General features: G+C 75.8%; 15 protein-coding genes and 1 pseudogene. 11 read left to right on the top strand and 5 right to left on the bottom strand.

What is annotated here, in order from left to right:
• Positions 1–100 precede the first annotated feature (100 nt).
• The 5 genes from RM844_RS05305 to RM844_RS05285 all read left to right on the top strand — a co-directional run bounded on the left by RM844_RS05305 (position 101) and on the right by RM844_RS05285 (position 5,737).
• Positions 101–958 (top strand): TatD family hydrolase, encoded by an 858-nt coding sequence (locus tag RM844_RS05305; protein ID WP_311665261.1) that lies wholly within the window; start codon positions 101–103, stop codon positions 956–958.
• 10 nt (positions 959–968) lie between these two features.
• Entirely contained in the window at positions 969–2,153 is a 1,185-nt protein-coding gene (eboE, locus tag RM844_RS05300) for a metabolite traffic protein EboE (protein ID WP_311665258.1), read from the top strand.
• 50 nt (positions 2,154–2,203) lie between these two features.
• Complete coding sequence (locus tag RM844_RS05295) at positions 2,204–3,586, top strand: alkaline phosphatase family protein (protein WP_311665256.1); 1,383 nt, start codon at positions 2,204–2,206, stop codon at positions 3,584–3,586.
• A 343-nt stretch (positions 3,587–3,929) separates the two neighbouring features.
• Complete coding sequence (locus RM844_RS05290) at positions 3,930–5,108, top strand: methyltransferase domain-containing protein (protein WP_311665254.1); 1,179 nt, start codon at positions 3,930–3,932, stop codon at positions 5,106–5,108.
• Positions 5,109–5,302: 194 nt separating this feature from the next.
• Positions 5,303–5,737: a hypothetical protein gene (locus RM844_RS05285; protein ID WP_311665252.1), complete on the top strand. Its 435-nt coding sequence runs from the start codon at positions 5,303–5,305 to the stop codon at positions 5,735–5,737.
• Between the two features lie 33 nt (positions 5,738–5,770).
• Here RM844_RS05285 and RM844_RS05280 read toward each other — a convergent pair whose 3' ends face one another.
• A complete protein-coding gene (locus tag RM844_RS05280; RefSeq protein WP_311665250.1) occupies positions 5,771–7,462 on the bottom strand; it encodes a PH domain-containing protein in 1,692 nt (563 codons plus the stop codon).
• Positions 7,463–7,529: 67 nt separating this feature from the next.
• A complete protein-coding gene (gene eno, locus RM844_RS05275) occupies positions 7,530–8,837 on the bottom strand; it encodes a phosphopyruvate hydratase (protein ID WP_311665248.1) in 1,308 nt (435 codons plus the stop codon).
• Between the two features lie 181 nt (positions 8,838–9,018).
• Between eno and RM844_RS05270 the strand changes: the two genes are divergently transcribed.
• The 5 genes and pseudogenes from RM844_RS05270 to RM844_RS05250 all read left to right on the top strand — a co-directional run bounded on the left by RM844_RS05270 (position 9,019) and on the right by RM844_RS05250 (position 14,838).
• The gene (locus tag RM844_RS05270) at positions 9,019–9,441 is read left to right on the top strand and encodes a MarR family winged helix-turn-helix transcriptional regulator (protein WP_311665246.1); all 423 of its coding nucleotides are present in this window, start codon (positions 9,019–9,021) and stop codon (positions 9,439–9,441) included.
• A 135-nt stretch (positions 9,442–9,576) separates the two neighbouring features.
• Positions 9,577–10,509, top strand: coding sequence for a DUF6807 domain-containing protein (locus RM844_RS05265; RefSeq protein ID WP_311665244.1), 933 nt, complete (start codon positions 9,577–9,579; stop codon positions 10,507–10,509).
• A 484-nt stretch (positions 10,510–10,993) separates the two neighbouring features.
• Positions 10,994–11,158, top strand: a pseudogene (locus RM844_RS33480) (DapH/DapD/GlmU-related protein); the annotation flags it as partial.
• A 1,948-nt stretch (positions 11,159–13,106) separates the two neighbouring features.
• The gene (locus RM844_RS05255) at positions 13,107–13,982 is read left to right on the top strand and encodes a helix-turn-helix domain-containing protein (RefSeq protein ID WP_311665240.1); all 876 of its coding nucleotides are present in this window, start codon (positions 13,107–13,109) and stop codon (positions 13,980–13,982) included.
• 211 nt (positions 13,983–14,193) lie between these two features.
• Positions 14,194–14,838 carry a dihydrofolate reductase family protein gene (locus RM844_RS05250; RefSeq protein ID WP_311665238.1) on the top strand — a complete coding sequence of 215 codons (645 nt, stop codon included), beginning with the start codon at positions 14,194–14,196 and terminating at the stop codon, positions 14,836–14,838.
• A 21-nt stretch (positions 14,839–14,859) separates the two neighbouring features.
• On the opposite strand, the gene RM844_RS05245 is transcribed toward RM844_RS05250, so the two are convergent.
• Positions 14,860–15,447 carry a TetR/AcrR family transcriptional regulator gene (locus RM844_RS05245; RefSeq protein WP_311665236.1) on the bottom strand — a complete coding sequence of 196 codons (588 nt, stop codon included), beginning with the start codon at positions 15,445–15,447 and terminating at the stop codon, positions 14,860–14,862.
• Positions 15,448–15,516: 69 nt separating this feature from the next.
• Between RM844_RS05245 and RM844_RS05240 the strand changes: the two genes are divergently transcribed.
• Positions 15,517–16,353 (top strand): SDR family oxidoreductase, encoded by an 837-nt coding sequence (locus RM844_RS05240; RefSeq protein WP_311665234.1) that lies wholly within the window; start codon positions 15,517–15,519, stop codon positions 16,351–16,353.
• A gap of 18 nt (positions 16,354–16,371) precedes the next feature.
• Here the strand turns inward: RM844_RS05240 and RM844_RS05235 are convergent, their stop codons facing one another.
• The gene (locus RM844_RS05235) at positions 16,372–17,340 is read right to left on the bottom strand and encodes a hypothetical protein (RefSeq protein ID WP_311665232.1); all 969 of its coding nucleotides are present in this window, start codon (positions 17,338–17,340) and stop codon (positions 16,372–16,374) included.
• A gap of 96 nt (positions 17,341–17,436) precedes the next feature.
• Entirely contained in the window at positions 17,437–19,578 is a 2,142-nt protein-coding gene (locus RM844_RS05230; protein WP_311665230.1) for a protein kinase domain-containing protein, read from the bottom strand.
• Between the last annotated feature and the right edge of the window lie 84 nt (positions 19,579–19,662).

The following is a 19,662-nucleotide window of genomic DNA, read 5'->3' as shown; positions in this document are numbered from 1 at the left end:
CGCACCCGAGTCCCGGGTTCCGCGCTCTGTGCCCGGAGCGCCCCCAGAGCCGCGCGCTGAGCCCAGCGCCCCGAGAGCCGCGCCCAGAGAAGGAGCCTTGATGCGCATCTTCGACCCGCACATCCACATGACCTCCCGCACCACCGACGACTACCGGGCCATGCGCGACGCCGGGGTGCGCGCCCTGGTGGAGCCCAGCTTCTGGCTCGGCCAGCCGCGCACCAACGTCGGCAGCTTCCTCGACTACTTCGACGCCCTGCTCGGCTGGGAGCCCTACCGCGCCGCCCAGCACGGCATCGCCCACCACTGCGCGCTGGCCCTCAACCCCAAGGAGGCCAACGACCCGCGCTGCGTCCCCGTGCTGGCCGAGCTGGACCGCTACCTGCGGAAGGACAGCGTGGTCGCGGTCGGCGAGATCGGCTACGACTCGCTCACCCCGGCCGAGGACACCGCGCTCGCCGCCCAGCTGCAACTCGCCGTCGACCACGAGCTGCCCGCCCTCGTGCACACCCCGCACCGGGACAAGGCGGCCGGCGTCGCCCGCACCATCGACGTGGTCCGCGAGTCCGACCTCCCCATCGAGCGCGTGCTGTTGGACCACCTCAACGAGACCACCGTGAAAGCGGCCAAGGACAGCGGCAGTTGGCTCGGCTTCTCCGTCTACCCCGACACCAAGATGGACGAGCGGCGGATGGTCCGCCTGCTGCGCCGCTACGGGCCGGAGAAGGTGCTGGTCAACTCGGCCGCCGACTGGGGCAACAGCGACCCGCTGAAGACCCGGCGGGTCGGCGAGGCGATGCTCGCCGACGGCTTCACCGAGGACGACGTGGACCTGGTGCTGTGGCGCAACCCGGTCGCCTTCTACTCGCTCAGCGGCCGGCTCGACCTCGACCAGCTGCCCGAGACGGACGACTACGCCGGCAACGTGCTGCGGCGCGGCGCGCCCGCCGAGGCCTGAGAGGGACACCGTGCGCTTCCACCACCCAGGCGGCGAGCTGATCCACCTCGCCTACTGCACCAACGTGCACCCCGCGGAGTCCCTCGACGGGGTCATCGGCCAACTCACCGCACACTGCGGCCCGGTGCGCCGCCGGCTCGGCCGGGAACGGCTGGGCATCGGCCTGTGGCTGGCCGCCGACGTGGTCGCCGCCCTCACCGCGGAGCCGATGGCCCGCGCGGCACTGGCCCGCGCGCTGCGCCGCGAGGGCCTCGAAGTGGTCACCCTCAACGGCTTCCCCTACCGCGGCTTCGGCTCCGCCCGGGTCAAGTACCGCGTCTACCAACCCGACTGGACCACCGACGAACGCCGCCGGCACACCCTGCGGCTGGCCACCCTGCTCGCCGAGCTGCTGCCGGACGACGTCACCGAGGGCACCATCTCCACCCTGCCGCTCGCCTGGCGCACCCCCTACGACGCCACCTCCGCCCGCCAGGCGCTGCACCAACTCACCACTCTGGCAGGCGAGTTGGACGAGCTGGCCGAACGCACCGGGCGGCAGATCCGGATCGCCGTCGAACCGGAGCCCGGCTGCGTGGTGGAAACCACCGAGCAGGCCGTCGCGGTGCTGACCGGCCCGGACGCCCCGCCCGCCCACCGGGTCGGGGTCTGCCTGGACACCTGCCACCTGGCCACCGCCTTCGAGGACCCGGACGCGGCCGTCGACCGGCTGACCGCGGGCGGCGTCCCGGTGTACAAGACACAGCTCTCCGCCGCGCTGCACGCCGAACACCCCGGCCGGCCCGAAGTGCGGGCCGCGCTCGCCGAGTTCGCCGAGGAGCGGTTCCTCCACCAGACCAGGGAACGCGGCCCGGACGGCGCCGTCACGGCCCGCGACGACCTGCCCGAGGCGCTGGCCGGTACCGACCCGCTGCCCGCCGCGGGACCCTGGCGGGTCCACCACCACATCCCGCTGCACGCCACCCCGGCCGCCCCGCTGGCCACCACCCTGCCGGTGCTGGAACGCGTGCTGGCCCGGCTGGTCGGCGGCCCCGCGCCGGTCACCCGCCACCTGGAGGTGGAGACCTACACCTGGCAGGTGCTGCCGCCCGACCTGCGCCCCACCGACGCCGACCAGCTCGCCACCGGCATCGCGGCCGAACTCTCCCTGGCGGCCGACCTGTTGACCGGCCTCGGCGTCCGGGAAGCGCGTTGACCTCGGCGCACCAGACGCCAACCCCCCACCCCCAGAAAGGAGACGCTGCCATGAGCCGCCGACTGGTGGTCATCGACGTGGTGGGCCTCACCCCGGAGCTGCTGGACCACATGCCCACCCTCCGGGCGGTCGGCACCGCCGGCTCCCAGGCCCCCCTGGGCACCGTGCTGCCCGCCGTCACCTGCGCCGCCCAGGCCACCTTCCTCACCGGCGAACCCCCCGCCGGCCACGGCATCGTGGGCAACGGCTGGTACTTCCGCGAGCTGGGCGACGTGCTGCTCTGGCGCCAGCACAACGCGCTGGTCGGCGGCGAGAAGATCTGGGACGCCGCCCGCCGCGTCGAGCCGGGCTACACCGTCGCCAACGTCTGCTGGTGGTACGCCATGGGCGCCGACACCGACTACACCGTCACGCCCCGCCCGATCTACCACGCGGACGGCAGGAAGGACCCCGACTGCTACACCAGGCCGCCCGAGCTGCACGACGAACTCACCTCCCGCTTCGGCGAGTTCCCGCTCTTCACCTACTGGGGCCCGACCGCCGCCATCGACTCCTCCCGGTGGATCGCGCACGCCGCCCGCCGACTGCTGACCACCCGGCAGCCCGACCTCACCCTGGTCTACCTGCCGCACCTGGACTACGACCTCCAGCGGTACGGCCCCGACTCCCCGCAGGCCCGCGCCGCGGCGGCCGAACTCGACGGCGAGATCGCCCCGTTGCTGGACACCGCCCGCGCCCAGGACGCGACCGTGGTGGTCCTCTCCGAGTACGGCATCACCCCGGTCAGCCGCCAGGTCCACATCAACCGCAGGCTCCGCGAGGCCGGCCTGCTGGAGGTCCACACCCAGGCCGGCATGGAGTACCTCGACCCCTGGGTCTCCCGTGCCTTCGCCGTCGCCGACCACCAGGTCGCCCACGTCTACGTCCGCCGCCCCGCCGACCTGCCCGCCGCCAGGGAGGCCCTAGCCGACCTGCCGGGCATCGCCCAACTCCTCGACGAGGAGGGCAAGTCGGCGCACGGCCTCGACCACGAGCGGGCCGGCGACCTGGTCGCCGTCGCCGAACCCGACTCCTGGTTCACCTACTACTACTGGCTGGACGACGCCCGCGCCCCCGACTTCGCCCCCACCGTCGAGATCCACCGCAAACCCGGCTACGACCCGGCCGAACTGTTCTTCAACCCCGACGACCGCCTGGTCAAGGCCCGCGCCGGAGCGGCCCTGCTCCGCAAGAAGCTCGGCCTGCGCTACCGGATGAACGTGATCCCCCTCGACGGCGCCCAGGTCCGCGGCAGCCACGGCCGCCTCCCCACCGACCCCCGCCACCAACCGGTCCTGCTCTGCTCCGACCCCGAAGCCCTCACCGGCGACGAGATCCCCGCCACCGAGGTCAAACCCCTCCTCCTCCGCCTCGCCGGCCTCGACAACGGCTGACCGGCGCCACCGGCCGGTGGCCGGAGGGATCGCCTCGTCCCTCGACACGTTCGGGTGATCGGGCGGCAACTCTCGGCCGTGTGCCGCCGGTTGGGGAGCGGCGTCCCCAGCCTGGCATCTGACAGTCGAAGGCGACCCCGGCCGGTTGGGCGGTCGGGGGCGAGCCGGCACCGGGGAGGACTTGTCTGATGGACACCGCACGCGGGAGCGACGGCGGGCAGCACGGTGGTGGTGGTGGGAACGGCGGTGGTGGGGACGGGCCCCCCGGCACTCCGTGGGCGCCGCCGCAGGAGCCGCCGAACCCCGACGGGTCCCCACCGCCCGGCGACGGGACGCACCGCAAGTGACCGGGGAAGACGCGGCGGGGAGCCGCCCCGGCCGGGAGCGGCTGGGGCGGGACCTCCGCGCGGCGGGCGCCCTGTCCCCGGACTGGGCCCCGACCTTCGCCGCCGTCGACCGGGCCGCCTTCCTCCCCGACCTGGTCTGGCCCTTCGACATCGCGGCGCAGACCAGCGCCACCGTGGACCGGGCCGAAGATCCGGCGGGTTGGCACGCGACGGCCGACCGCGACCTTCCGATCGTGACCCAGTGGGACGACGGCGACCACACCGGCCGTGGGCCGGGGAGGGTGGCCACCAGCTCCTCGTCGATGCCGTCCGTGGTCTACCGGATGCTGCGCGAACTGGCCCCGGACGAGGGGATGAAGGTGCTGGACGTGGGCACCGGCACCGGTGAGACGGCGGCGGCCCTGAGCCACCGCTGCGGTGCGGCGCGCGTCACCACAGTGGAGGTCGACGCCTCGGTGTCGCGGCGGGCCGGCGCGCGGCTGCGCGCGCTCGGGCTCGCCCCGCGCACCGTGGTCGGGGACGGCTGGGAGGGGTACGCGGCCCACGCTCCCTACGACCGGGTGCTGGCCACGGTCGGGCTGCGCGCCGTCCCCGGGGCGTGGCTCGCACAGGTCCGGCCGGGCGGCCTCATCGTGGCCCCCTGGGGCACGCACTACACCCACGCGGACGCCGTCGTCCGGCTGACCGTGCACGCCGGACGGGCTTCGGGGCGTTTCAGCCGGCCGGTGGAGTTCATGAAGCTGCGTGGCCGCCGGCTGCCCGCCCGGGACCACGGCGCCTATGTGCCCGCCGGTGGCCTCGAAGGGGCCGACGTGTCCAGCACGGAGGTGCCGGAAGGGGAGTTTGTCCCGGGACGCTACGCGGCGCTGCCGTTCGTGCTGGGCCTGCGCGTCCGGGACTGCGTCCAGGCGGTGGCCGACCGCCGGGACGGCGTTCGGCCCGTCTGGTTCTACGACCTGTCCGACCGGTCCTGGGCCTGCGTGCTCTTCCGCGAAGGGGAGCGGGAGGCGCGTGTCTGGCAGTCGGGCGCCCGCCGGCTGTGGGAGGAGGTGGAGGCCGCCTACCGGTGGTGGACGGAACGGGGCCGACCGGGGCACGAGCGGTTCGGGTTGAGCGTCACGCCGGAGGGCCAGTCGGCCTGGTTCGACGACTCCGCCGAGGCGTGGCCAGTCTGAACCGGCGCCGTTCAGACGGGCGTTCGGGCAGGTCAGGGCGTCGGGACGGGTCCCAGGTCGGGCGGGTTACACCTGTGGGGTGGTCGCCTCGGGCGGCGGTCGGGCGCGTTCGGCCCGGCCGGTCCGGCCGGGCGCGGCCGGCGGCGCGGCGGTCCCGTCGCGCGCCTCTCGACCCCACCGGAAGGTAGCCGAACATGGCCCGCATCTCCCGCACCCTCGTGACGTTGACCTGCCTGCTCGGCGCCGCCGCCCTCGGCGCGCCGGGCACCGCCGCGGCCGCGCCCGCGGCGGCCGACGCCGAGACGGCCTACAACACCAAGACCCAGGAACTGACCCACCAGCCCACGCCGACCATGCCGGAGTCGTGCGTCGAGCGCACCATCACCCTGGCGGCGGGCACCTACGACTGGGGCCAGACGCTGGCCGACGGTCACCGGCCCGACTTCCAGCTCGGCGCCGGCGAGTACCGCTGGCAGGACTGCCTGTACCCGGACGGCGACTTCTACACCCAGCAGACGACGCTGGACCCGGCCAACCCCGACTGGGACGCGGTCGACCTCACGGAGACGGTGACCCTGACGGAGACCCGCGAGTACACCTGGGGTTCCTACCTCGACCCGCAGTTCTGACCGTTCGCCTCCGACCGTTCGCCGGGCCGGTCCTCACCGGCCGGGCGGACTGGTCCGGGTCGACTCCAGCGCGTGGATGATCCGGGCGAGGTCGTCCGGGGCCGCCGCGAGGCGCACCGTCCGGCCCGCGTCGTCGAGTTCGGCGATGTGCCAGCGGGCCGGCACGGTCTCCCCCTCGTCACCCCTGGGCCGGCGCACCTCCCGGACGGTGAGCCGGTCCACCGGCACCGGCTTGGCCCCGAAGCGGCCAGGCCCGGCGTGCGGGACCACCGCGAGCGGGCCGCCACCGAGGACGAGGTGGGTGCCGAAGTGCAGCGGGTTGTAGTCGGTGGCCTCCAGGAACCGCCCGGCCAGGAACACCTCCGCCGAATCCTGAACCGAACCCGAACCCGAAGCCGAAGCCGAAGCCGCGGCCCGCGGCCCGGGCGCCGGCACCGACCACGGGTCCGCCGCGTCCGCCGGGGCGACGACCCGGGTGGCCCGCCAGGCCCAGGCCAACAGCGCGGCCGAGGCCAGGGTGCCGCCCACCGCCCAGGCGGTGGTGCCCGGTGCGGCGAACGCGTCCAGCGGATGCAGGTAGCAGAGCGGCAGCAGCCACCCGGCCGTGCCGACGAGCGCGCCGACGAACGGCCACGCCGAGGGCAGCACCTCGTCGTCGGGCAGCTGGCGGCCCCGGGCCCGGATCAGCAGCCGGGCCGCCGGGTAGCCGGCGCCGAGCAGCAGCCCGGCCGCGACCATGGTGAAGTCCCCGGGCCCGGCGACGTGTTCGCGCCAGCGGTGGGCCTCGCCTGCGACCTCCATCACCTGGCCGTGCCACCAGGTCAGCCGCACCGGATCACCGGGCCGGAAGTCCTGGGCGGCCTCCCGGGAGACCGCCAGCCGGGCCACCGGAACGCCGTCGGTGAAGTAGAGCCAGCTGGTCTGCCGGGGCCGCCCCGCGTCGGTGCGCTCGATCACCGCCGGCTGGGTGCTGAGGCAGTCGGTGGGGCGCTGGGTCGCTTCCCCGGTCGGGCAGGGCTCCGCGGAGCGCCAGGCCCGGTGGTTCGACGTGGCGTCGGGTAGCACCCAGACCAGGATGCCCGTGGCGGCGGCGAGCAGCAGCCCACCCGCCAGCGCCGAGCCGAGCCAGCCGCGCCCCGCCGAGCGGTTGGTGATGACCGGCAGGTGCTCCGACGCCGGGTCGCCGTGCCGCTGGTACAGGGCGCGCAGCGCGGCCAGCCGCGTGTCGAACTCCGGGTCGTACGCGGCCCAGGCGCGCGGCAGCGGCAGGACGCGCCGGCGCCCGTTCCGCAGCACCAGGGCCACGTGGCGCCGGTCGTCGCCCTGCGGCGCCCTGGTGTGCTTCAGCCGCACCCGCAGGTCGGCGATCTCCGCCCACGGCAGCTCCCGCCGGCGCAGCACCCTGCGGTAGCGCAGGCCGTGCGCGTCGGCGTCCAGCCGGGCGAAGATGACCGGGAGGCACGCGACGCCCGACAGCGCCAGCAGCAGGCCGGCGCCCGCCCACCAGTCGGGGCCCGCGTGGGCCAGGCGGGCGGCGCCCAGGGCCGCCGCCACCGCGCCGATCAGGATCACGGACCAGGCGGCCCGCCGGTAGGGGGAGCGGTAGTGCACGGGCGTGGGGGCGGTCGGGTCGGGGCCGGCCGCCCCATGCCGCCGCCCGCCGCCGCGCCGGTCGTCGCCGGTCTCCCCGCCCAGGGCTCTCCGGCCCTCGCCACCCTCCGTCATTCGTACAGATTATCGACCCGAGGGGGGTGACGGAGTAACCCGACGCCCGGCGGGGCCGGTGCCGAGGTCACGCCCGGCGCGGCACCGCACGGCCGGCGTACCGCGCCGCGTCGCCCAACTCCTCCTCGATCCGGATCAGTTGGTTGTACTTGGCGGTGCGGTCGGAACGGGAGAGCGAGCCCGTCTTGAGCTGGCCGCAGCCGGTCGCCACGGCCAGGTCCGCGATGGTGGTGTCCTCCGTCTCGCCCGAGCGGTGCGACATGACGGCCGTCCAGCCCGCCTGGTGGGCGGCGGCGACCGTGGCCAGCGCCTCGGTCAGCGTCCCGATCTGGTTGACCTTGACGAGCACCGAGTTGCCGACGCCGGTGCGGATGCCCTCCCGCAGCAGCGTCTCGTTGGTGCAGAACACGTCGTCGCCGGTGAGCTGGCAGCGGTCGCCGATCCGGGCGGTCAGCTCGCGCCAGCCGGTCAGGTCGTGCTCCGCCATCGGGTCCTCGATCGAGACGATCGGATAGGCGTCGACGAGCCCGGTCAGGTAGTCCGCGTGCTCGGCGGGGGTCCGGCGCACCCCCTCGCCGGCGTAGACGTAGACCCCGTCGTGGAAGAACTCGGACGACGCCGGGTCCATCACCAGGCCGAGGTCGGTGCCGGGGCGGTAGCCGGTGCGTTCGATGGCGGCCACCACGAAGTCGAGGGCCTCCTCGGCGGTGCGCAGCGCGGGGGCGAAGCCGCCCTCGTCGCCGACGCCGGTGGCGTGCCCGGCGGCCAGCAGGTCGCGGCGCAGGGTGTGGAAGACCTCGCTGCCCATCCGGACGGCCTCGGCGAAGGTGTCCGCGCCCACCGGCGCGATCATGAACTCCTGGAAGTCCAGCGGGTTGTCGGCGTGCGCGCCGCCGTTGACGATGTTCATCATCGGCAGCGGCAGCAGGGTCGCCTCGGCGCCGCCGAGGTAGCGGTAGAGGGGCTGGCCGCAGGCCGCGGCGGCGGCCTTGGCGGCGGCGAGCGAGACGCCGAGGATCGCGTTGGCGCCGAGCCGGGACTTGGTGGCGGTGCCGTCGAGCTCGACCAGCACGGCGTCGAGGCCCGCCTGGTCGGTGGCGTCCCGGCCGCGCACGGCCGCCGCGATCTCCCCGTTGACGTGGGCCACCGCGCGGTCCACGCCCCTGCCGTGCCAGCGGGCGGGGTCCCCGTCGCGCAGCTCCACCGCCTCCCGGGCGCCGGTCGAGGCACCGGAGGGGACGGCGGCGCGCCCCAGGGCGCCGCCGGCCAGGACGACATCGACCTCGACGGTGGGGTTGCCCCGGCTGTCGATGATCCGGCGGGCGGTGACCGTCTCGATGACGGCCTTGGCGGTGTCAACCGGCGTGCTGGACATGCGAGTCCCTTCCCGTTGTCGGGTGCCGTGGCCCCGGCTGCGGCAACGCTGGCGCTGGGCCCGACACCATCGACCATACAGCAATGCTGTGCAGTTTGGCTGTTCAGTTTCGCTGTCTAGCTCGCCTTTGGGGAGCCGTGCTGACCGGCCGGGGAGGCTGGTCAGCGGGGTAAAGTGCCCTATGTCCACCCCGGAAGCCGCCGCCATCGCCGCCGAACTGCGCACCGCGATGGGCAAGCTCACCCGACGCGTCAAGCACGAGGACCGCATCCCGCTGGGCCAGATCGCCGTGCTCGGCGCGCTCGACCGCGACGGCGCCATGACCACCAGCGACCTCGCCGCCGACCAGCGCGTCCGGCCCCAGTCGATGGCCAGGGCGGTGGGCCTCCTCCTGGAACAGGGCCTGGTCACCCGCCGGGCGCACCCGACGGACGGACGCAAGTCGCTGGTCGAGCTGTCGGACGCCGGCCGGGCCGCGCTGGAGGCGGAGCGCGGCCGGCGGGCCGGCTGGCTGGCACGCGCCATCGAGGTCGAACTCAACGACGAGGAGCGGGTGTTGCTGGCGCGCAGCGCCGCCCTGCTGGAGCGGCTCGCGGCCCGCTAGGGGCCGGGGCGCGGCGGGGCCCCGGGGGGCGGACGGCGGCGTCGGAGGTGGCCCGAGGGGTTGAGTTGTCGATCGCGACCCGCCTAGGGTCGACTCCCAGAAAGCGCTTACCGCTTTGTTTGGGAGCCCCGCGCGATGACCCTCACCACCACCCACACCCACGGCGACCGGATCACCGTCCGGGCCGGCGACGTCCCGTTGCTCTCCTACGTCTACCGGCCGGACCCGATCGCCGTCGAGTCGGCCAAGCCCTACGTCCACCCGCTGCGCACCCTCGCCGGCAACCTGGTCTCCGGCTACCGGCCCAACGACCACCGCTGGCACAAGGGCCTCCAGCTGACCTGTAGTTACGTCTCCGGGCAGAACTTCTGGGGCGGCCGCACCTTCCTCCGCGACCGGGGGCCGACCTGGGACCCGGAGCGGGTCGGCGCCATGCGGCACGACGGGTTCGCCGCCCTGGAGACCGGCCAGGACCGCTGCCACCTGGCCGAGGACCTCACCTGGGTCACCCACGCCGGCGCCGAGTGGGCCAGCGAACGACGTGGGGTGACCGTGCACGCGGTGGACCCGGCGGCCGGCGCCTGGGCGCTGGACTGGTCGATCCGGCTGACCAACATCCGCGACGAACCCCTGGTGTTCGGCTCCCCGACCACCAACGGCCGGGAGCTGGCCGGCTACACCGGCCTCCAGTGGCGCGGCCCGCGCGACTTCGTCGGCGGCACGGTCTTCGGCCCCGACCCGGCGCAGGGCGCCGAGCGGGGCGGGGAGTTGATGGGCACCAGCAGCCCCTGGCTGGCGTTCACCGCCCCGCACGACGACGTGGACGCGCACTCCACCCTGGTCTTCGCGCACGCCCCGGAGAACCTCGACCCGGCGCGCGCCATCCACGACTCGCACTGGTTCGTCCGCTCCACGCCCATCCCGACGGTGGCGTTCTCCTGGGCCTTCTTCGAGGAGTTCCGCCTCCCCCCGGGCGGGTCCTTCGCCTACCGGTACCGGGTCGTGGTCGCCGACGGCGCCTGGGACCGGGCGCGGGTGGCCGACCACCTGGCCGGGCTGCCGTGGTGAACCGCCGGACGGCCGGGGCGAGTCGAGCGACAGGGAGACGATAGGGATGGCTGAGCGAACCGACAACGACGGCGGCGCCCCCGAGCGGGCCCGCCCTGACTTCGACCACTCGCCCTGGCGCTTCTGGTCCGAGGGCGACCAGGACGAGCACGCCCGCCAGCTGGCGCGCCAGCGGCAGTTGGCCGCCGGGCCCGGCGCACACCGGTTCGGCGAGCGCTGCTTCGTCTCGGAGCTGGCCTCGGTGGAGATGGACGAACTGCGGCTGGGCGAGGGCAGCTACGTGGCGGCCGGCGCCTACCTGACCGGCACGCTGCGCACCGGCCGGGACTGCACCATGAACCCGTACACCGTGGTGCGCGGCGACATCGAGCTGGGCGACGCGGTGCGGATCGGCGCCCACACCTCGCTGCTGGGCTTCAACCACACGATGACCGACCCGGACGTCGAGGTGCACCGGCAGCCGATCACCTCCCGGGGCATCCGGGTCGGGAACGACGTGTGGATCGGCTCCCACGTGGTGGTGCTGGACGGGGTGCGAGTCGGCGACCGCTCGGTGATCGGCGCCGGCGCCGTGGTCACCAAGGACGTGCCGGCCGGCGCGGTGGTCGGCGGCAACCCGGCGCGGGTGCTGCGCTGGCGGGTGCCCGAGCTGGCGCCGCCGGCGGACGGCGGTTCGGTAGACGGCGGTTCGGCGGACGGCGGTTCGGCGGGGCGGGCGGGTCACCTGGCGGGCGCCTCGGGGCAGTCGGCCGCCGCCCGGCCAGGTGCACTGGCGGGCGCGCTGGCCGCGTTCGCCGACACCGCCCGCGAGCAGGCGGAACGGGTGCTGGCGCGCTGCTTCGACCCGACGGCGCTGGACGGCGGCGCCTTCGTCGACCGGCCGGGCGCCGCCCCCACGGTGCGGGCGCAGTGCGACGCGATCGAGATCGCCGACCTGCTGCTCGGCCGGGCCCCCGACCAGCTGCCCGCCGACGAGCAGGTGCGGCGGCTGCGTTCCTGGCAGGACCCGGCGACCGGGATGGTCGGCCCGCTGCTCCCCGACGGGACTCAACGCCCGCCGGAGGCGGGCCTGTTCGACCCGGCGGCCGGCTACCACGTGCTCTCCGTCGGCTACGCCCTCGACCTGCTCGGCAGCCGGTTCGCCGAGCCGGTCCGGGTGGTCGCCGAGGCGGAGGCGGCGGAGATCGTCGCCGGGCTGGAGCGGCAGCCGTGGCGGGACGGCGCCTGGCAGGCCGGCGACTGGGTGGACATCCTGGGCACCGCGTTCAGTTGGAACCTGGAGCTGGGCGCGCCCGGCCAACCGGGCGCGCGGGAGGCGCTGTTCGGCTGGCTGCTGGCCCGGGCCGACCCGCGCACCGGGATGTGGGGCGAGCCGCGCCCGGCGGACGGGCTGCTCCAGATCGTCAACGGCTTCTACCGGGCGTCGCGCGGCACGTTCGCCCAGTTCGGGCTGCCGGTGCCATACCCGGAGCGGGTGGTCGACACGGTGCTGGCACACGCGCGGGACGCCCGGTACACCGATCCGCGGCGGCAGAACGCGTGCAACATCCTGGATATCGCACACCCGTTGTGGCTGACCAGGGGCGCCGGGCACCGGTCGGCCGAGGTGACCGCGCTGGCCGAGCGGCTGCTGGCCGAGGCGCTGGGGCACTGGACGGCCGGCGCCGGCTTCGGCTTCCAGGCGCCGCACCCGAAGAGCGCCGGCGTGCCGGCGACCGAACCCGGGCTCCAGGGCACGGAGATGTGGCTGGCCATCGTCTGGCTGCTCGCCGACCTGGTCGGCCTGGCCGACCAACTCGGCTACCGACCACGGGGGGTGCACCGCCCGGAGGCCCGCCGGACGCTGGTCCGCTGACCGCGGCGGCGGTCGCGGTCGCGCTGGCCGCGCGGCCGCCCGCCGGTGCCCGCCGGCAACGGGCGGCCGCGCCGGGGCGGGGTCCGGGCCTGCGGCCCGGAGCGCGCGCCCCGGGCGGTGCGCCGATGACGGCGGGGTGATCGCGCCCGGAGCGCCGGCCCCAACGGGGGGCCACCACAGGCCGGTTGGCCCCGGCGGCGCGTCCGGCACGGGGGCGGCCAGCCCTCGGTGGCGTCACCGTGGCGGGGTGTGGCTCCCCCGGTCCGGGCGGGTTCGGGCACTGTTCGAGTACCCCCGATCGGGCGAACTTCGACGCCCGCAGGGGACGTTCGCGTGGCCGTGCGGCGCGCCGACCTCGGGGCGGCGCCGTTCGATTCCCGTGGCCGGGGCAGTTATGGACCACCCGGGGGTCAGACTTTCGCCGTGACCTGCGCCGGGGCGCCGGCCCCGCCGCCCGCGCGCGGGCGTCACGCCGCCGCCGGCCCGGCCCGCGGGCCGGGCCGGCGGTGGCCCCTCCGTGCGACCAAGTCGACGCCCCAAAGCCGCCGTTGACCGCCCATCGGGAGTGCGTGTGGCGGCGGCGGGCGTGGTAGAACCTGGCACGCATGACGGGGTGGGCGGCGCGGACAGGCGCGGGCGGAGCCGGTCCCCCGCCGCACGACCTCAGCAGCCCGCCCGACAACCCGCGGGCGCGGCACGCTCCCGTCCCCCCACCGCTCACGAGAGGGCCCGCACCCCCACCATGCCGAACGTCCGAGCCGTTCCCACCCTTCGCCGGCGCCGCCTGGGCAACGCGCTGCGCGGCCACCGACGCGACGCGCGGCTGAGCCTGGGGGCGGCGGCCGGCCCCATGGGATGGGACGAGAGCAAGCTGTCCCGGATCGAGACCGGGCAGGCCCGCATCCAGCCCCAGTTCATCGCCCCGCTGCTGCGCCAGTACGGGGTGGGCGACCCCGAGGTGGTCGGCGCCCTGGAGGAACTGGCCAGGGACGCCGGCCGGCGCGGCTGGTGGGCGGGATACGGCAACCTGGTCGACCTCAGCTACCGCGACTACCTGACCCTGGAGACCGACGCGCTCGGCACCCAGGTCTACTCGCCCGGCGTGGTCCCCGGCCTGCTCCAGACCGGCCGCTACGCCCGGGAGGTCATCGCCGGCACCAGCACCCGGCCGCCCGAGGAGATCGCCTCGCTGGCCCACCTGCACGGCACCCGGCAGGCCGTGCTCACCAGCCGGGACAACGGCCTGCCGCCGCTGCGGCTCTGGGCGGTCATCCACGAGGGCGTCTTCTACCAGCGGTTCGCCGCCGGGCCGGCGCTGATGCGGGAGCAGCTGCGGCACCTGCTGGAGGTCTCCGAACTGCCGCACGTCACCGTGCAGGTGATGCCGCTGACCGCGCCCCCGCACCCCGGGCTGCTGGGGCTGTTCGAGATCATCCGCTTCAAGCACCCGTCCCCGCCGGTGGTCAACCTGGAGACCGTCAGGGGCGGCCACTTCGTGGAGGGCGCCGACGACGTGCGGCGCTTCGAGGAGGCCTTCGAGCGGATCGCCGCCACCGCCCTCCCCGCCGACGACTCCCGCACCCGCATCGCCCACCTCATCGACCGCACCCGCCCCTGACCACGAGCCCGCTGCCCCTGTGGGCGACCGTTCCGCCCGGCCGACTCCGTACCGGCGCGTGCCGGGCGGCCGAGGGCGTTGGGGGTGCCGTCGGAGAGGTGGGGCGGGCGGGGGTGGGGCCTGGTCAGGGCGGCACCGATGAGTTCTCGCCGCCCGCCAGGTCATCCCCTGGGGAACACCCAGCACATCGGTCACGACTAGAAGGAGGGCCATGGCCCAGCTCCTGCGGGTGCAGAACTTCAGCGTCTCCAGCGACGGGGTGGCCGCCGGGGAGGCGCAGACCCTGGAGAGTCCGTTCGGCCTGCCCGGCGCCGAGCGGCTCTTCTCCTGGGCCGGCGCCACGGCGAGCTGGCCGGGGCGCACCGAGCCGGGCGGCAGCCGGGGCCTGGACGACTACTTCACCCGGGACTTCAGCCACCACATCGGGGCCGAGATCATGGGCCGCAACAAGTTCGGGCCGCAGCGCGGGCCGTGGACGGACCACGAGTGGCGCGGCTGGTGGGGCGATGAGCCGCCGTTCCACACCCCGGTGTTCGTGCTGACCCACCACCCGCGGCCCTCGTTCACCCTCTCCGACACCACGTTCCACTTCGTCGACGAGGAGCCGGCCGCGGTGCTGGCGCGGGCTCGGGAGGCAGCGGGCGGGCTGGACGTCCGGCTCGGCGGCGGGGTCAGCACCATCCGGGAGTTCTTGGCGGCCGATCTGGTCGACACTCTGCATGTGGCGGTCGCCCCGGTGGAGTTCGGCTCGGGGCTGCGGCTGTGGGAGTCCCCGGCGGAGCTGTCCGACCGGTTCCACCACGAGTCGGTGCCCAGCCCGAGCGGCGTCACCCACCACCTGTTCTGGCGGCGCTGAGCCCCGCCGGGCGGGGGCGCGTCAGGGCCGCAGGCCGTCGAGGAGGACGGTCAGCAGCCGGTCGGCCTGGGCCGTGTCCCGGTGCCGGCCGAGGAGCCAGGCCGCCGCGCTGACCAGGGCGAAGATGTCGTCGGGGGTCAGCTCGGCGCGGATCGCGCCGGCGGCCCTGGCCCGCTCGGTCAGGGCCCGGCCGGCGGCCGACAGCCGCGCGCAGGCGGCGTGCAGCTCCGAGTCGGGGTCGTCGAGGCCGCCCCAGAGCTGCTCGGCGAGGCCGGTGTAGCCGGCGCCGTGCGCGGCGACGGCGCGCATCCAGCGGGTGAGCGCCTCGAACGGGGGCGGCGCCGTGGTGGTGGCCAGCAGGGCGTCGCCGAGCGTGAAGAGCGCCTCGTGCCGGTCCCGGAGCAGCGCGTCCAACAGGGCGGCGCGGCTGGGGAAGTGGCCGTAGAGGGTGCCGACGGCGACGCCGGCCCGGCGGGCGATCCGTTCCAGTGACGCCTCGGTGCCCTGCTCCCGGAAGGCCGCGTCGGCCTCGGCCAGCAGCCGTTCGCGGTTGCGTTGGGCGTCCGCCCGCCGGCGGCGGGGCGCGTGATCCCGCGCGGTCTCCGACATAACCTGAGGCCCCCTCGATTTGGCGTGCTAGCGTTTCCTGAGACGGCCTCAGGTTACTAGGGGGAGCGGATGATTCTTGTCACGGGTGCCACCGGCACCATCGGTCGACAGCTGGTCGGCCTGCTGCGGGAGCGTGGGGCTCCGTTCCGGGCGCTGGTCCGGGACGCGGCCCAGGGGCGGGCGCTGGACTGTCCCTTCGTGGTGGGGGACTTCGACGAGCCAGCCTCCGTCGCCGCCGCCCTGGCCGGCGTGGACCGGCTGCTGCTCAACAGCGGAGGGGCGCTGCCGGTGCCCGGCCCGCAGCCGATGGTGCGCCAGCAGACCGCCGTGCTGGACGCGGCCGGCGCCGCCGGGGTGTCGCACGTGGTCAAGGTGTCGGCCTGGCGGCCGTCGCCGGCGGCGAAGCTGTCGGTGCGCGGGCACTGGGAGATCGAGCGGCACCTGATCGCCTCCGGCGTGCCGTACTCGCTGCTGCGGCCCACCGGGTACATGCAGAACTTCTTCACCGGCGAGGGCGGCTTCACCGCCGCCGACGCCGTCTCCGGCCCCTACGGCGCCGGCCGGGTGGCCTATATCGACGCCCACGACATCGCCGCCTGCGCCGCCGTGTTGCTGACCGGCCCGGGCGCCGAGGACCGCGCCTACGACATCACCGGCCCGGAGGCGCTCAACCACGCGGAGATCGCCGCCAAGCTGGGCGTGCCGTTCCACGACCAGACGCCGGCCGAGGCGGGCGCCGGCCTGCGCGCCCGGGGCCTGCCCGACTGGTTCGTGGACGATCTCCTGTGGCTCTACGCCGACCTGGCCGCTGGCGGTGCCTCCGAGGTGACGACGGCGGTCGAGGAGCTGACCGGCCGGCCGCCGCGCACCTTCGACGCGTTCCTGGCCGCGCGGGCGCCGCGCTGAGCCGCGGCCCGTCGGGGTTCAGCCGCCGCTGCCGCCGTCGGGGTTGGGGGCGCGGTAACGGCGGGTGTCGGTCTCCCAGCGGATCGGGGCGTCCCGGTCCAGTTCGATCAACAGGTCGGTGGGGTCCGGGCGTTGGGCGTCCTCGGTGACCCACAGCCGGGTGCCGCGGCGGGGCACCCGGCCAGGCCGGGTGACCAGGTGCGCGTCGGCCCACACCCGGGTGCCGTCGGGGCCGGCCGCCGGGTAGGAGACCCGCACCCGGAGCATCGGGTGGCCCCGGCCGGTCCACCGCTGGTGGAACGCGACCGCGTCCAACCGTCCCGGCACCCGCCGACCGGTGGCCCGCAGCTCCCGGTACCGCCGCTGGACGCGCCGGGCGTCCCGCCAGCGGCGGGCGCAGAGCGCCACGGTGACGCCGCCGGCGGCGAGCACGGTGCCCGGCAGCAGGAGCGCCAACGACGTGGGGAAGTCGAACAGCCGCGGCAGGTGGGCGAACGGGAACATCCCCCCGCCCAGGCCGAGCAGGAAGACGCTGACGGTCAGGCTGGTCCCCACCGACTGGCGGCCGCTCAGCCGCGCGGCGAGGTAGTGGCAGCCGACGGCGGCGACCGAGCCCACCAGCAGCAGCGCGAGCGGGACCAGCGGGTTGGTGCCGGCGAGCCACTCCAGGGCGCCCCACACGTGCGCCAGCCCGTCCGGCATCCAGGCGGGCCCGTCGGACGGGGTGGCGCCGTCGTCCCCGTCCCAGGACAGCTCGTCCCCGCCCTCGGCGTCCTCGAAGACCTCCCGGAGCCGGCGGCCGAAGAGCAGGTGGCCGGCCGCGGCGAGCCCGCCGAGGCCGAGCGCCAGCACCGCGGCCAGCCCGCGCACCGCGGCGGCGGTGGGCGGGGGGCGCTCCCGCACGATGGCGTCGCCCCGGTGCCGGGTGGAGAAGAGCGGCGCCTCGTCCGCCGGCTCCGCCGAAGGGTCCGCCTGGTCCCCGGTCATCGCTGCCCAACCCCCGTTCGCCGCCGGCACCGACCCGGTCATGGTGCCGCCCGACCGGCGGGCGGTCCACTGCGCCGGCGGCGGCCCGCCGGTGACTCAGCCGCCGGCCTCGGGCCGGCCCGGCAGCGCGACCTCGCCGACCGCCTCCCAGACGTGGGTGTCGTCCCAGCCGGCCCGGCCCGCCTGCGGGGCGCAGTCCGCCAGGTAGACATCGGCCTCGCCACCGGCCGCCAGGCACTGGCCGGTGGCGTGGCTGCGCAGGACGAAGTGGGGCCCCTCGGTGAACCGTGCCCACTGCTGCTCGGCGGGCAGCTCGGCGTGGCACGCGCCCAGCGGCACCGGGTACCCGGTCACGCCCACGTCCAGGCACTGGTTGTAGGTCACGCTCCGCACCGCCCGGTCGCCGGCGACCTCCCACTGCTGGTAGCCGCTGCCCGCGTCGCACGCGCCGGCCGCGTCCCTGGCGTGCAGGCACCAGCCGGTGGCGACGTTACGGAGCGCGCTGACCTCGGCGCTGGCCACCCAGCGCTGCCCGTCGTCGCCCGAGCAGGGCGCCAACCCGACCTCGAAGTCCAGGCCGAACGGGACCAGGCAGCGGTCGGTGCCCAGGTTCCGCAGCGCGCCGGCGGTCTCCGTCATCTCCCACCGCTGCGCCTCGCCGCCGTCGCAGCCGAGCGTCAACGGCTGCTCGGCGTCGGTCAGGCAGTGCTGGGTGGCCTGGTTGCGCAGCGTGCCGTCGTCGAACACCTCCCAGACCTGGAACCGGCCGCCGTTGCAGGCCCCGGCGTAGGCGACGGAGCCCTCCTGGCCGCCGTCCAGGCAGACCTCCTCGGTCAGCCGGAAGACGGTGTTGCCCCGGTGCCGCGGCGGCTCCGGTTCGGTCGGCTCCTCCGGCTGGTCGTCCGCGCCGTCCGCGCCGTCGGCGTTCGCCGCGTCGTCGGCGTCCTCCACGTCGTCGGCGCCGTCGGCGCCTCCCGTCGTCGGCTCCCCGGCGGCGTCGTTCCCGGTGGCGTTGTCCGAGTCCCCGTCGCCGCCGAGCAGTTGGCTGGCGGCCAGCAGCGCGCCGGCCAGGGTGAGCGCGGTGACCACCGAGGCCACCGGCCACCACCGTCGGACGTCGGTCCGGGCGGCGGGCGGCACGCCGCCGGGCGGGCCGGCCGGGCCGGGCCCGGCGGGGGCGGCCGGCTCGGTCGGCGGGGGCAGACTCGGCCGGGCCAGCACGTCAACCGAGACCCGGGCGTCCCGGGCCGTCGGCACCGGCGGCTCCGCCGGCACGGCCGGCCGCACCACCGCCGTCGGCGGCAGCGGCGGGTGCGGCGGCGGAGCCGGCGGCGGGGTGGCGGGCGGCGCGGCGGGCGGGACCAGGAAGCCGGCCGGCAGCCAGCCCGTGGTGGGCAACACCGCCTGTTCGTCGCCCAGTTCGTCCAGCGCCTCGCGGCACAGCGCGACCACCCGCTCCGGCGTCGGCCGGTCGGCCGGCTCCTTGGCGAGGCAGGCGCGCACGAGGGGCAGCAGCGCGGCCGGCGTCTCGTCGAGCCGGGGGTCCTGGTGGTCGATGCGGTAGAGCACGGCCCCGACCGGGCCGGTGCCGAAGGGGTGCGCCCCCGTGGCGGCGATCTGCGCGGTCAGGCCCAGGGCGAAGACGTCCAGCGCCGGCGTCATCTCGCCGGTGCCCCGCACCTGTTCGGGGGCCATGAACGTCGGGGTGCCGATCCGGGTGTCCGTGCCGGTCAGCGGTGTGGCCTCGGCGGCCCGGGCGATGCCGAAGTCGATGACGGCCGGGCCGTCGTCGGCGAGCAGCACGTTGCCCGGCTTGAGGTCGCGGTGGATGACGCCGGCCGCGTGGATGGTGTCCAGCGCGTGCGCGACGCCGGCCGTCAGCCGCAGCGCCGCCGTCAGCGGCAACGGGCCGTGCTCGGCGACCGCCTGGGCGAGCGAGGGGCCCGGCACGTACTCGGTGGCCAGCCAGGGCACCGCGCCCTCGGTGTTGCTGTCCACCACCGGCACCAGGTACCGCCCGCGCACCCGCCGGGCGGCCCGCACCTCACGCTCGAACCGCCGGCGGAACCTGGGGTCCTCGGTCAGGGACGGGTGCACCGCCTTCAGGGCGATCGGCTGCCCGCCCCTGGTCGCCGACCGGTAGACCGTGCCCATCCCGCCCTCGCCGAGCCGGCCCTCCAGGACATAGCCCGCTATGTCCCGTGGGTCCCCCGGTCGCAGTGGCCCGACCCCACCCATGCGGTCCTCCCCCTCGGCTCACCGTGCCCGCCCGCGTCCGCTCGCGCCCGCGTACGACGTCCGGTCGCATGGTACTGACTGCCC

It is taken from the genome of Streptomyces chisholmiae (assembly GCF_031845445.1).
Taxonomy (GTDB): Bacteria; Actinomycetota; Actinomycetes; order Streptomycetales; family Streptomycetaceae; genus Streptomyces; species Streptomyces chisholmiae.
Note: the sequence above shows the minus strand (reverse complement) of the source record. Positions and strands in the feature narration are given on the sequence as shown.